Genomic DNA, 13106 nt, shown 5'->3' with positions numbered 1-13106 from the left:
CGCGGACCCCGTGATCGGCTACCCCTTCGTGAACGGCAGCACGAGCCGGGACGGGTGAGCGGCGTCGCGATAGATCTTGTGGGTGACGGGGCGGCCCACCGGCAGGTGGAACGCGTCCGGCGGCAGCAGCGCGTTGTGCGCGTCGGCCGGCGGTTCGTCGTTGGACAGCTCCGCCAGCAGACGGTGACCGGGGGCGACCGTCGCCGCGAACGGGTAGAGCCGCAGGACGTACTCCTCGATCTTCCCGGGCTGCACCGGCACGGCGCGGGTGTGCGGATGGTACGGATTGCCATCGCTCGTCCGGTCGTCCAGCTCGCGGTGTGACGCCTTGAGGAAGCCGGTGGTGATCAGCCGGCGGCCTCCGTCCGGGGCGACGTCCCACAGCCGCATGATGAAGTTCGTGTCATCCTGGTCGATCTCGGCGAACAGGTGCGCCGCACCGGTGCCGATGAGCTCCGCGGGCTCCTCGAACGGCGCGGTGCTCCAGCTGACGATCTCCACCCTGTCGGTCACCGTCAGCGGCGCCTGGTAGAAGCCGTCCGGGGCGGCGTGCTCCGCGCCCATCAGCTCAGGCTCGGTGGCGAGCTTGTGACGCGGGCGCAGGTACAGCGGTTTGTACTCGATCTTCTTCGGCGGCCACCGCTCCGCGGTGACCACCTCACGCGTGCCCTCCACGAAGACGCTCACGGCCGGCTCGTCCATGATGCCGTCGTCGATGCCCTTCAGCCAGTACGCGTACCAGCGGAACATCTTGTCGTGCTCCTCGATCCAGGGCCGCGACTGCATCGGCGGGTAGGAGCCGATGTCCAGCTTCTTGGGCCCCTTCAGCACGTCGAACAGCTCGATGTGGCCGTCCACGGTCCAGCCGCGCCCCTGGTCGATCTGCAGATAGACCGGGATGTCGATGTTCGCGGCCAGCGCGACGGGGTTGCGCTCCTCGTACCACTCCCCGTCGAGGTGGTTCATCACGATGTCGAACCAGAGCTCGCGGTTGTTCGGGTATCTCAGCACGTGCACGAGGTTCGGCCACGCGGCCACGTCCGGGTCCCGGAGCCGTTCGTCCACGAGCTTCTCAAGCTCCTCCGGGGAGTGGACCTCCCGCATGCGGGACCTGACGTCGGTGTGCGCGATGCCGGAGTCGCCGCCGCGTCCCTCGCGGGCGGCGCGCGGCATGAACCACATGACGCCGCCGTGGTAGGTGGTCTCGTAGAAGTCGAAATGGCCGCCGCTGACGAAGATCGCCTTCAGGTGCGGCGGCCGCTCGGCCGCGGCGAGCACCTGCATCGACCCGAAGTAGGAGATGCCGATCATGCCGATGTTCCCGTCGCACCACGGCTGCCCGGCGACCCATTCGATGAGGTCGTACAGGTCCTGGCCCTGGGGGACGCCGCCGGCGTTGTAGTTGCCGATCATCACGCCGCCGGAGTCGCCGGTGCCGCGCATGTCGCCGATGACGTGCACGTAGTCCTCCTGGACGACGCGCGCGATGTCACCGGCCTCGATGCAGCCGTCCCACATGGGGCTGGGGCGGCGCTGCGGCGGCGTGGTGAGGGCGAGGGCCTGCAGCTCCTTGCCGTAGGCGCTCATCGCGATCAGTGCCGGGCGCGGCCTGTCCTCCGTACCGTGGTAGGCGTCCACGGCGAGGGTGACGCCGTCGCGCATCGGCACCCGCAGGTCCTTGCGGACGGCGATCGTCTGCTCGCCCGCCCGGATCGTCTGGAAGTCGGTCATGAGTGCGAAGTTCCTTGTCCTGTGTGGTCCACGCGTGTGCGGTAGCCGTGCATCGATGTGAAGAACGGCGACGGCTCCAGCGCGGGGTCGCCGGTGTAGCCGAGCGTCTCGGCGGCGGGGGCGAACGGGGAGTACGGCGAGTCCGTCTCCGCCAGGCCGTCCCGCAGGCAGCGGCAGGCGGCCTCGCTGACACCGGCCTCGATGTCCAGGCTCTCCTGGAGCGCCTCCCTGGCCTGGCCGGCGTCGAGCTCGACGCCGTACGGCCTGCCGTCCGCGCGGCGGTACGGGTGCCCGAGGTACAGGTGCCGCGGACGGACCTCGTCGCGCAGGTACCGCAGGCCGGCACGGTACGCGACCGGGTCCGCGTAGCCGGGGAAGCCGTTGGCGGCCCCGTGGACCTGGACGGCGTCGCCGGCGAACACCGCGCGCTGACCGTCGATCACATAGGCCACCGATCCGGGCGTGTGACCCGGGACCGAGTGGACGGAGACGGTGACGTCGCCGCCGAGCGAAAGGGTCTCGCCGCCCTTGAGCAGCATGGCCGGCTCCATCTCGCCGGAGATGACCGCGTCGGCGGCGGCCGACACCTTCGCCGCGCCCTCGGGGTCGTTCAGGTATCGCGCCCGGCCGTGGAGGTACTCCTCCACGTGCGCCCGGCGCGAGCGCAGCAGCGGGGCGTCGGCCTCGTGGATGACCACCTGCGCGCGCCGGCCGGTGAGCTCCCACAGGGCGTGGGCGCCGCCGACGTGGTCGATGTGACCGTGGGTCAGCAGGATCCAGCGCACGTCCTCGATGCGGCGCCCGATGGCCTCCAGCGCGGGGGCCATGCCCTCGGCGGGCGAGGAGGCGATCCCCGTGTCGACGATGGCCGGCTCGGGGGCGTCGACGAAGAAGCTGTACAGACCGAACCGGCCCCACGGCGAGACCAGGGGATGAACCTGCGTCATGACCTGCCCTTCAGGAAGGCGGCCGTCTCCTCGAAGACCCGGTGGTAGGCCGGGATCCAGGAGAAGTTCGCCACGAACCCGTGGTTGGCGCCCTCGTAGCGGCTCACCGTGGCCTCGACTCCGGCCTCCGTGAGGCGCCGGCCGTACTGTTCGCCCTCGTCACGCAGCGGGTCGCACTCCGCGGTCACGATCAGCGCCGGCGGCAGTCCGGTGAGGTCGGCCCGCTTGATCGGCGAGACCAGCGGATCGGCCGGGTCGGCGCCGCCGTCGAGGTAGAAGGCGTTGAACGGCTTCAGCCCCGCGGTCTCCAGGCCGTAGCCGGCGGCGTTCTCGCGCAGCGAGGCGTAGCGGTCCACGTCGAAGTCGAGGTCGAGCGACGGGTAGAGGAGGACCTGGTGGGTGATGCGGCCGAATCCCTCGTCGTGGGCCATGGCGGCGACGGCCGCGGCGAAAGTGCCGCCCGAGCTGTCACCGGCGACGGCCAGCGTCGTGCCGTCCCAGCCCAGGGTCTCGCCGTTCGCGGCGGCCCAGCGGACCGCGGCGTGACAGTCCTCCAGACCGGCGGGGAAGGCGTCCTCGGGCGCCAGCCGGTAGCCGACGGAGACGACCTTGAGCCCGGTCTCCTTGGCGAGGGCGCGCGCGACGTGGTCGTGCGTCTCCAGGCTGCCGAGGAAGAACGCGCCGCCGTGGAAGTAGATCAGCAGGCCGTACGCGGCGGCCTCGACCGGCGTGTAGACGCGTACGGGGACCTCGCCCGCCATGGCGTCCTCGACGGAGTGCAGCGGCAGGCGCTCGGCCACGGGCGGGACCTGCGACTCCTCGCCGGCGCGCATCGCCTCCGGGTTCAGCGGACCGGGCGGCGGCGCCGGCAGTGCCGCGAGGACCTGGGCGATGTCGGGGTGCAGTGGCATGGGCGTCAGGCCTCCAGTTTCTGATACGCGGGCTTCTGGCCGGGGAAGACGTCGTCGATCTCGTCATCGGTCCAGCCCTGGCGCGAGATCCGCTGCAGCTCGTCGGTCACCGGCTTGCGGGTGGCCTGGTAGTGCGCCAGCGCCTCCTTGACGGAGCCGGCCTCCTTGAGGGCGTCGGCGAGGGCGCCGGCGTCCAGGATCGCCGAGTTCGCGCCCTGGCCCTGGTGATGCAGCATCGAATGGGCCGCGTCGCCCACGAGGACGACGGAGTCCGAGTGCCACGTGCCGACCGGGTCGATGTCGTAGACCCCGCGGCAGTTGACGGCGTCCATGTCGAGGCCGCGGGTGATCTCCACGATCCGCTCGTCGAAGCCCTCGACGGTCTTCAGCAGGTCGTCCTTGGTGACCTCCGGCGTCCAGGTGCCGTCCGCGCACAGGGCGGTGATGTCGAACGAGACCTGGCCGCGCCGGCGCAGCGGCAGGAGGTAGACCTTCGTGCCCCGGCCGATGTACATCCGGAGGTTGTCGTCCACGGCCATCCCGCAGGCGTCGTCGACGGAGATCACCGCGCGGTAGGCGTGCTCGCCGGAGAACACCGGCTGGTTGCCGCCGAACAACTGCCCGCGCACGACCGACTTGATGCCGTCGGCGCCGACCACCAGGTCGGCGGTGACCGACCGGCCGTTGGCGAAGGTCAGCGTCGCCCTGTCGCCCTCGTCGCTGACGCTCTCCAGCTTGTGGCCCAGGTGCACCATGCCCTCGGGGAGCACGCCCAGGAGAGCCTCGATGAAGTCCCCGCGGTGGATCAGGCGGGTCTTCTCGCCGAAGGTGTCGATCTCCGGCCACACCTCCTTCATGATCGGGTCGGCGGTGGCGGTGAGGATCTCGAAGTAGTCGCTCGGCGAGCTCACCTTCGCGATCGCGTCGAAGACGCCCCACTGGCGGAACCGGTCCATGGTGGACGGCCGCAGGCCGATGCCGGCGCCGACCTCGCGGATCCGGCTCGCCTGCTCGTAGACGTCGACGGTGGCGCCGAGCAGGTCCAGGGCCTTGGCCGCGGCCGCGCCGCCGTACCCCGCGCCGACGACGACGATGTTCAGGTTCTTCAGGTCTGAGGACCGCATGCGCTTGGTGTCCTTGTCAGTTCTGGATCGTGAGGAAGTCTGCGGGGTTGCCGACGAAGATGGTGTGGATCGCGGCCTCGTCGAGACCGGCGGCGCGGAGGTCGGGGATGAGGTCCTCGAAGATGTAGTTGACGGTGTGGCCCTTCACTCCCGGCCAGCCCAGCGGGCTGCAGTTGGCGTCGGCGGACGCGAGCACCTTGCCCAGGTGCCCCTGACCGATGAAGCGGAGGAAGTGCTCCAGCCGCTCCTTGCGCGGACGGGCCCAGAAGGGCGGGTCCTCCAGCTCGGTCTCGTAGCCGAAAGTGTCGAACCCGACCCGGCCGCCCTGCTCCGCGATCCAGGTGTCGCGCGTCTTATCGGCGTTCACCCCGTCGTCCACGTGCCCGAACAGGACGCGGTCGAGCGGCAGGCCCTCCGCCTCGAAGATCGCGATCGCGTTCTCGGCGTCGATCGCGAGGTGGGTCAGGACGGGGACGCCGGTGGTCAGGGCGGCGCGGGCGGCGGCGCGGTAGATGCGCTTGTCCAGGTCCGTCATCCGGCCGCCGCGGCTCACGCCGACCTTGATGACGCCGGCGCGGCCGCCGGTGCCGCCGATGCCGGCGGTGATCTCGTGGACGAAGTGCCCGGCCAGGTAGTCCACGCTCGCCCGGGCGAAGAACGGCAGCGCCGTGTCGCCGCCGACGAAGCCGGTGCTCGCCACGATGTGCACGCCGGTCTTCGCGGACAGCGACCGGTAGTAGTCGACGTCCCGGCCGTTGCAGATGCCGGTCGCGTCGACGAACGTGCCGCCGCCGTACTCATGGAACCGGCGCAGCTTCGGTACGGTCTCCTCGTAGCGCTGCTCCGGGGTCTTCCACCACTTCGTGTCCAGCTCGGAGCCCGGCATGCCGTACCCGATGTGCTCGTGGACGGCCACGAGACCCAGCTCTTCGGTCGGGATCGGCCCCAGGACGGTGTTCACTCTCGGCACGACGTTCACCTTTGCGGGAAAGCTTGATGGTCTTGGGCTGGCGCGCGCTCAGCGCACCGACAGCAGGTCGCGCGGGTTGTCCACGAGGATCCGCCGGACGTCCTCGCCGCTGAGGCCCTGCGCCTGGAGCAGCGGGACGAACGTGGTCAGGACGTGGCGGTAGGGCACGTCGCGGGGCGGGTGGCCCTTGGCGACGCCGGTCGCGTTGCTCGACAGCAGGATCCGGTCGCCGTGCCCGGCCTCGATCAGCTCGGCGACCAGGGCGGCCCGCTCGGCGCCGGTGACGTGGGTGTCGTCCTCGGCGCCCACGTGGTCGAGGGCGACGTACGCGCCGCGGGCGGCGACGTCGCGCGGCGCGCCCGTGGCGACGGCGTCTTTACGGTCGAGCCCGCCGACGGCGACGCGGCCGGCCGGCAGCTTCTCGTCCAGGACGACCTCGAGGTCGCGCACGGCATCGTCCCCGTAGCGGATGGAGACCGGGACACCGGTGGCCAGGGCGGCGCGGGCCGCACCCCGGAACAGGCTCTCGTCGGTCGCGGTCATGCCCGTGACGGTCGCGGCGGTGGCCACGAGGCCCGCGGCGCCCCGCCGCCCGACGCGGGGAACCACCATGCCCTCGGTGACCTCCCTGGCGAAGAGGTCGGCGAACTTCTCAGCCGGCCACGGCGTCGGGGGGTTGGTCTGCGGCGTCAGGAAGTAGCCGCCGAGCAGCTCCTCGGGGCCCTGGCCTGTCGACGCGACGATGTGCACGCCGGTCGTGCGCGAGAGGGCCTCGTACAGCCGCACATCGCGCCCGTGGAACATGCCGGTGCTGTCGACGATCGTCCCGCCGCCGTGCCTGCGGAAGTCCCGCAGCTTCCCGGCCAGGGTCTCGAAGATCTCGGCACGGTCGATGGTGACGTCGAACGCGTGCTCCGCTCCCGGGAACACCGACAGCAGGGCCTCGTGAATCGCGACGACCCCCAGCTCCTGCGCGGGAACGGGGCCGAGGACGGTGTTGACGGCGGTGTGGGCACCCATCGCTGCCCCTCCTTTCCATCGCGGCGCGCGACCGCGGTCACGTAGATTTAACATGATGTAAACCAATTATCCAAGGGATTAAGTTAATAATCTACCCGTATAGGTCGGGTCAAGCCTCGGCGCCGGCCCGCTGCGAGCCGAAGAGCCCGAACAGCGTCAGCGCCGCGGCAGCGGCGGCACACAGGCTGGCGACCAGGAAGGCGAGGCTGTAGGCGCTGCCGAGCGATTCGAGTGCGAGCACGCGCAGGCTCTCCGGCATCGGCACCGGCGGCAGGCCCGGACCGGCGCCGGGCACGACCGGCATCGAGTTGATCGCCATGGCGCCGCTCCCGTGCGCGATGCCCCCGGCGACGCCGGCGTACGGCGGCTCGAGCCCGGACGCGCCGATCGCGCCGCCGAAGCCGGCGCTCAGGTCGCCGTTCGCCCGGCTGACCGCGAACGCGGCGATGAGCACAGGACCGAGGGCGAAGCCGAAGTCGCGCAGCAGGTTGGTGGTGGCACTGGCCATGCCGGCCAGCCGCAGCGGAACGGTGTTGATCGCGACGGCCGTGATCGAGCCGACGGTGAGCGCGAAGCCGACACCGAGGGCCAGCATCGGGCCGATGAACTGCGTCCAGTCCAGGTCGCGGACGTCGAACGTCGAGCACCAGACGCCGCTGACGGCGATGAGGGCGAAACCGGCGGTGAGCACCCAGCGCGGCGAGAAGTTCCTGATCAGGTGGGAGACGGCCGTCATCAGCACGAAGGCCGGGCCCTGGATGAAGAGGAACAGCACGCCGATCTTCAGAGCGCTCTGGTGCTGGATCGCGCCGAGCCAGATGCTCATCGAGTAGCAGATCGCGAGAAACGCGAACATGCCGACCACCGTGGCGATCGCCACGATCGCGTACGAACGGTTGGCGAAGATGCCGAGGTGCAGCAGCGGGACGTCGGCCCGCAACTCGATGACGACGAAGGCGCCGAGGAGCACGAGGCCCGCGGCGAAGGCGCCGATGATCTCGGGCCGGGCGAAGCCGGCCTCGGAGCCCTGCGTGGCGGCGAAGAGGATGGCGATCAGACCGAGGGCGAGCGTGACCTGGCCGGGAATGTCCAGCTTGCGCCCCTCCGGCGCCGAGGAGTCGGCGGCGAACTGCGTGATGACGATCGAGACGACCGCCGCCGTGATCACCACGATGTACGACGTCCGCCAATGGCCCTGCGCGGCCAGCCACCCGCCCATCAGCGGGGAGATCGCCGCACCGATCGAGAGGAAGCCGGCCCAGACGGCGATGGCCTTGGACCGGGCCTCCTGCGACGGGCTGACCGCGGCCAGCATGGCGAGCGAGATCGGGTAGAGGATCGCGGCTCCGAGACCCGCGACGGCCTGCCCGGCCCACAGGACCTGGACCGTTCCGGCGACGCAGCTGACGAGCGAGCCGGCGACGGTCAGCAACGCGCCTGCCTGCAGCAGCCGCTTGCGGCCGAACAGGTCGCCGAGCACGCCGGTGGTCAGCTCGAAGACGACCATGGGGATGGCGAAGGCGGCCGTGATCCACGTCAATTCGGCGCCGGTGGTCTGGAACTCCTGCTGGAGGGTCCCGTTGAGCGCGCCGGGCAGCGAGTACGCCACCTGCGCGAGAAGCACGGCGAAGCAGCCGGCGACCACCGTGGCGGTGTAGCCCTGCTTGCGTGCAGCGGTCTGCGTCATTGCGATGTTCTTTCTTGCCGAAGAGCCCTGTTGGTTGTGCAAGGTGTCACATCACTTGACACAACATCAAGAGTTTAAGCAGTACGTATTTAGAACGATCAGTAAGAGCAGAACGCATCCGCCGTGCTCTATGCTGGCGGGATGGCGACGCTTCGTGCGGCACAGAAGGAGATGACGCGGAAACTCCTGCTCGACGCCGGCCTCGACCTGTTCGGGTCGAAGGGCTATGCGACGACGACGGTCGACGACATCGCGTCGGCGGCGGGGACGACGCGGGTCACCTTCTATGCGTACTTCCCCTCCAAGGTCGATCTGATGAAGGCCCTCGTCTCGGAGCGGCTCAACGCCGCGCTCGACCGGCTCCCCTCCGCCGAGCACGGCTCGACCGAGCGTGAGCTGGTCGCCGTGGTCGAGGACGGCTCGCCGGAGCGGATCCGCGGGTGGCTCGCGTCGACCTCGGAACGCTGGGACGCGATCCGCCCCTACACCACGGCCGCCTTCGAGGCCGCGGCCGTCGATCCCGAGATCCGCACGCTCCTCGACGAGTGGCTGAACGAGGCCATCGGCGACATCCAGGAGGGGCTCGACCGTGCGGGCCGGTTCCCCGCCGGCACCCGCCACCTCCGGGGCGTCATCGCCATCACCGAGCTCGACCACGTCGCGCGCTACTGGAAACCGGGGACCTGGGGCGCCGGGCGCGACGAGATGCTGGACGTCCTCACGGAGAGCTGGGTCGGCTCCATCGGCCGCCACTGACCACCAGGCCCCGCCACTGACCGCCGGGCCACCCCACTGACCGCCGGGCCACCCCGCTGACCGCCGGGCCACCCCGCTGGGCCCCGCCGCTGACCGCCAAGCCACGCCGCCTGTACGAGCCCGCCACGGGCTCGCGGTGTCGCCGTACGGGCCGGTTCCCGGCAGCGGCCGGGAACGACGAGCTGTCCGGCCTCGCAGCAAGGCCACGGGCCGAGCGCGGGGACAGTCTGGTCCAGCCTGCGGTTGGTGCCGGAGCCGTCATCGAAGCCGTCCGCCGGTACAAACGCGTCCCGCTCGATGAGGCCTTCGTGCGGCGTCCCGCTCGATGAGGCCTTCGTGCGGGCAGCTTTCCGGAGCTGGCGCTATGGGGAGGGCTCGTCCGTTATGAGGAGGGCTCGTCCAGGACGGCTTGAAGGAGATGCCAGGAGTCCATGATGTGGTCCTGGACCAGGATGCGGGCGGCCGGGCCGTTCCGCACGGCCAGCGCGTGCCGGATCGCCTCGTGCTGCCGGAGGTTGGTCTCGTACAGTTTGTCGGCCGGCGAGCCGGGCGACCACCGGGCCTCGCCGGAGAAGACCCGCCTGAGCCCCGCGATCAGCCGCTCGAACAGGGGCGCGCCCGCGGCCCGGATGATCGCGGTGTGGAAGTCCTCGTTCGCGGCGACCCACGCGAACGATGCCCGCTCGCGCTCGCTCCCCGACACCCCAGGGTCCCGCAGGAGCGCCGTCTGCCGGCTGAACTCCGCATTCGCCGCGTCCATCTCGGCGAGGCATTCGTCGGTCAGGTGCTGGGCGGCGAGCTCGGCGGCGGCGCCTTCCAGCGCCGCCCGGGCGAGGAACGTCTGAGCCCACTCGTCGCGATCGAGCGCGCGCACCCGCACGCCTCGATTGGGCGTGAACGACACCAGGCCCACCGCCGCGAGCTGCCGTAGCGCCTCCCTGATCGGCGTACGGCTGACGCCGAACCGGTGCGACAGCTCGTCCTGGCGCAGCACGGTGCCCGGCGCCAGACGTCCGGCGACGATCATCTCTTCGATGGCCTGCGCGATCTGGTCGGCTTTCGTGGTGATCGCCGTGTCGTCGGACGCGATCGCGGGCATCGGCCGCGTGTGGTCGTCGCGGCCGAGCATGGCGGGCGTCATCGTCTGCCCGAGCCGGAAGGGGCCGCACACGTGGTGCGGCGAGGCAGGTCAGAGCTGAGGGAGCGGCTCGGGCGTCCTATGAGCGCGTCGATCCGCATCCGGTGCACCGTCACGTGCCGGTCTCCTTCCATGGCGTGCGTCCAGCCTACGGCCCTCGTCCCTGAGCCAGTCCCGGTCGTCGCCTCGGATCCCAAATTGGGCTTTCCTGAGCGCTTTACACCTCAGACGGGATAGATCTAGGCTTCGGCTGTGTCTTTTCGGATCCCATTCGCGGGCTGGATGCGGATCCCATTTGGGGGCTGGATGCAGACAGCCGGGGTCGTGATCATCGGTGGTGGCCACATCGGGACCAGCACGGAGGAGCTCCTGCGCTTCGAGGACCTCACCGGCGTACAGATCGGCCTCAAGCAGTCCCCCGTCGGCGGCATCGCGCGCGACTGGCGCTCGGCCGGCCCGTGAGCCCGAACCTGTCCTGCTCTCCGCCGAGCACCTCGTACGGCCCGAAGTTCGCGATCCAGACAGGAGATCCGATGATCGCCAGAGTATGGAAGGCGTCCGCCACCCTTGAGGGTGCCGGGCGCTACGCCGAACACTTCGACGCCGCCGTCCTGCCCGAGCTGCGCCGGCTGGACGGCTGCAGCGCGGCGTATCTCCTCACGCGCGAGTCAGAAGACCAGGTGGAGATCCAGGTCATCACGCATTGGGAGTCGCTGGAGACGATCCGCGCCTTCGCAGGGGATGACCTCGATCACGCGGTCGTGGAGACGGCGGCCCAGGCCGCCTTGACGAACTTCGAGCAGACGGTCACCCACTTCACCGTCGTGGCGGCCTGGCCGACGAACGTGGCAACGCCAGCGGACGTGGCAACGCCAGCGGACGTGACGACGCCGGCGGACGCCTGAGACGTGGTGCCCGTGCGGGTTCACGTCTATGGTCCGAGTGCTCTGCTCGTCGAGCTGACGGATCTGTCCGAGGTGCTCGGCCTGCACGCGGCGCTGCGCCGCGATCCCCCCTCGGGGTTGATCGAATCCGTGCCGGCGGCCCGCTCCCTCCTGGTGAGCTTCGACCCGGCCGTGACGACAGCGGCCATAACCGCGGCCGACATCCGCGCCCGCGACTTCGAGCCGCACGTCTTCGGCGAAGGCTCGGGAGAAGGCGAAGGCGAGGGTGCGGGGCCGGAGGCCGTCATCCGCGTGCGCTACGACGGGGCGGACCTGCCCGAGGTGACAGGCCTGACCGGCCTCGACGCCGAGCAGGTCATCCGGCGTCACTCCTCGTGCTCCTATGTCGTCGCGCTGATCGGCATCGCGCCCGGCTTCTACTTCCTCGCGGGCGGGCACCCGGCGTTGCGCGTGCCGCGCCGCCGCTCCCCCCGCCTCTCGGTGCCGAAGGGATCGGTGGCCCTCGCGGATGTCTTCACCGGCGTCTATCCGCGTACGGGCCCGGGCGGCTGGCAGGTCATCGGGCATACCTCAGACGAGCTGTGGGACTTGACGCGCAGGCCGTCCGCCCTGCTGGCACCGGGCACACGCGTGCGGTTCCTCCGGGAACCCGGATGATCAAGGTGATCCGGCCGGGGCCGCTGGCCACCGTACAGGATCTCGGGCGGCCCGGTTACGGAGAGTGGGGCATCGCTCCGGGCGGGGCAGCCGACCGCCGGAGCTTCACGCTGGCCAACCGGCTGGTCGGCAACCCCGAGACCGCCGCCTGCGTCGAGATCACGTGCGGCGGGTTCACCGCCATGTTCGCCAGGGCCGCCACCGTCGCCCTGACCGGCGCGCCGTGTCCCATCGTGGTGGGCGGGCGGCCCGCCGGGATGAACGCCGTCCTGTGGGTGCCCCGGGACGCCGAGATCGCGCTCGGCAGCCCGGCTCAAGGGCTGCGCACCTACCTGAGCGTGCGCGGCGGGATCGACACACCGTGCGAGCTCGGGTCCCGCGCCACCGACCTGGCCGCCGGCCTGGGCACCGGCATGCTCGGGGAAGGAGACGAGCTGCACATCGGCGCCCAGGCCGACCACGATCCTCGCGTCGACCTGGCACCGGTCGCCGGATGGCCGGTCGAGATCCGGGTTCGTGCGACGCTGGGGCCACGGCACGACTGGTTCACCCCGGATGGGTTGCGTTCATTGGGCGGCGCGCCCTATACCGTCACCCCGGACAGCGACCGCGTCGGCATCCGTTTCACGGGTCCGCCGGTGGCCCGCGCGATCACCACCGAGTCGCCGTCGGAACCGGCGATCCGCGGCGTGATAGAGATCCCGCCGGACGGCCAGCCGATCATGCTTCATGTCGATCACCCCACCACGTGCGGTTATCCGGTCGTGGCCGTGGCCGATCCCGAGAGCGTCGATCTCATGGCCCAGGCCCGTCCAGGGCAGCAGGTACGCTTCCGGCTGCTTCCCCCGCGGCTGATCTGAGCAAATCGTGGCCGGGCGCGGCCGATCTGAGCGGACCATGGCCGGACGCGGCCGCCCCGGCCGAGGCCATGAGCGCGCCGACCACGTCGGTGTGAAGTCGACGCCAGGGTCGCCTGGCCTTGCCGCCGCGCCACCGGGCACGCGGGACGCGCGACGCGTGGCGGACCCCGGACGCGCGAAGCCGGACGCGTGGCGGACGCGAGAAGCGTGGCGGACGCCGCTCTCCTGACATCCAGGCGATGTCGCCGCTTCTGCGCGAGGCGGCGTTCATCTCGGATCCGAAATCTCGCCGTACATGCCTCTCTTGGTGGTTGCGGTAGATGGATATCGCACGCTAAATGCCGATATAGCATGCTTTGATCTTGACGCCCGCCTGACGACTCCATACCCTCGAAGCTCA

At 70.6% G+C, this 13106-nt stretch carries 13 protein-coding genes; 5 read left to right on the top strand and 8 right to left on the bottom strand.

Going from position 1 to position 13106, the window contains the following annotated elements; all coding sequences use genetic code 11:
- Nucleotides 1-18: 18 nt before the first annotated feature.
- The 7 genes from ABEA43_RS39495 to ABEA43_RS39465 form a co-directional block, all read right to left on the bottom strand.
- Entirely contained in the window at nucleotides 19-1731 is a 1713-nt protein-coding gene (locus ABEA43_RS39495; RefSeq protein ID WP_345570187.1) for a CocE/NonD family hydrolase, read from the bottom strand.
- The gene (locus ABEA43_RS39490; RefSeq protein ID WP_345570185.1) at nucleotides 1728-2678 is read right to left on the bottom strand and encodes an MBL fold metallo-hydrolase; all 951 of its coding nucleotides are present in this window, start codon (nucleotides 2676-2678) and stop codon (nucleotides 1728-1730) included. Before ABEA43_RS39490 ends, ABEA43_RS39495 begins: the two co-directional genes overlap by 4 nt.
- Nucleotides 2675-3589 carry an alpha/beta hydrolase gene (locus ABEA43_RS39485; RefSeq protein WP_345570184.1) on the bottom strand — a complete coding sequence of 305 codons (915 nt, stop codon included), beginning with the start codon at nucleotides 3587-3589 and terminating at the stop codon, nucleotides 2675-2677. The genes ABEA43_RS39490 and ABEA43_RS39485 overlap by 4 nt, the downstream gene beginning before the upstream one ends.
- 5 nt (nucleotides 3590-3594) lie before the next feature.
- Nucleotides 3595-4713 (bottom strand): FAD-dependent oxidoreductase, encoded by a 1119-nt coding sequence (locus ABEA43_RS39480; protein ID WP_345570183.1) that lies wholly within the window; start codon nucleotides 4711-4713, stop codon nucleotides 3595-3597.
- A 16-nt stretch (nucleotides 4714-4729) separates the two neighbouring features.
- Complete coding sequence (locus tag ABEA43_RS39475) at nucleotides 4730-5683, bottom strand: phosphotriesterase family protein (RefSeq protein WP_345570181.1); 954 nt, start codon at nucleotides 5681-5683, stop codon at nucleotides 4730-4732.
- Nucleotides 5684-5731: 48 nt separating this feature from the next.
- The gene (locus ABEA43_RS39470; protein WP_345570179.1) at nucleotides 5732-6703 is read right to left on the bottom strand and encodes a phosphotriesterase family protein; all 972 of its coding nucleotides are present in this window, start codon (nucleotides 6701-6703) and stop codon (nucleotides 5732-5734) included.
- A 109-nt stretch (nucleotides 6704-6812) separates the two neighbouring features.
- The gene (locus ABEA43_RS39465) at nucleotides 6813-8390 is read right to left on the bottom strand and encodes an MFS transporter (RefSeq protein WP_345570177.1); all 1578 of its coding nucleotides are present in this window, start codon (nucleotides 8388-8390) and stop codon (nucleotides 6813-6815) included.
- 141 nt (nucleotides 8391-8531) lie between these two features.
- Between ABEA43_RS39465 and ABEA43_RS39460 the strand changes: the two genes are divergently transcribed.
- The gene (locus tag ABEA43_RS39460) at nucleotides 8532-9146 is read left to right on the top strand and encodes a TetR/AcrR family transcriptional regulator (RefSeq protein ID WP_345570175.1); all 615 of its coding nucleotides are present in this window, start codon (nucleotides 8532-8534) and stop codon (nucleotides 9144-9146) included.
- Nucleotides 9147-9528: 382 nt separating this feature from the next.
- On the opposite strand, the gene ABEA43_RS39455 is transcribed toward ABEA43_RS39460, so the two are convergent.
- Nucleotides 9529-10317 carry a GntR family transcriptional regulator gene (locus ABEA43_RS39455; RefSeq protein WP_345570173.1) on the bottom strand — a complete coding sequence of 263 codons (789 nt, stop codon included), beginning with the start codon at nucleotides 10315-10317 and terminating at the stop codon, nucleotides 9529-9531.
- Between the two features lie 273 nt (nucleotides 10318-10590).
- Here ABEA43_RS39455 and ABEA43_RS39450 point away from each other — a divergent pair, with 273 nt between their 5' ends.
- From ABEA43_RS39450 to ABEA43_RS39435, 4 genes are all read left to right on the top strand, one after another.
- Nucleotides 10591-10746, top strand: coding sequence for a hypothetical protein (locus ABEA43_RS39450; RefSeq protein ID WP_345570171.1), 156 nt, complete (start codon nucleotides 10591-10593; stop codon nucleotides 10744-10746).
- Between the two features lie 71 nt (nucleotides 10747-10817).
- Nucleotides 10818-11189: an antibiotic biosynthesis monooxygenase family protein gene (locus ABEA43_RS39445; protein ID WP_345570170.1), complete on the top strand. Its 372-nt coding sequence runs from the start codon at nucleotides 10818-10820 to the stop codon at nucleotides 11187-11189.
- Nucleotides 11190-11201: 12 nt separating this feature from the next.
- On the top strand, nucleotides 11202-11846 hold the full coding sequence (locus ABEA43_RS39440; protein WP_345570168.1) for a 5-oxoprolinase subunit B family protein: 645 nt from the start codon (nucleotides 11202-11204) through the stop codon (nucleotides 11844-11846).
- The gene (locus tag ABEA43_RS39435; protein ID WP_345570167.1) at nucleotides 11843-12706 is read left to right on the top strand and encodes a 5-oxoprolinase subunit C family protein; all 864 of its coding nucleotides are present in this window, start codon (nucleotides 11843-11845) and stop codon (nucleotides 12704-12706) included. The genes ABEA43_RS39440 and ABEA43_RS39435 overlap by 4 nt, the downstream gene beginning before the upstream one ends.
- Nucleotides 12707-13106 lie beyond the last annotated feature (400 nt).

The sequence above is a fragment of the Nonomuraea rosea genome (assembly GCF_039539705.1).
Classification (GTDB): Bacteria; Actinomycetota; Actinomycetes; order Streptosporangiales; family Streptosporangiaceae; genus Nonomuraea; species Nonomuraea rosea.
Note: the sequence above shows the minus strand (reverse complement) of the source record. Positions and strands in the feature narration are given on the sequence as shown.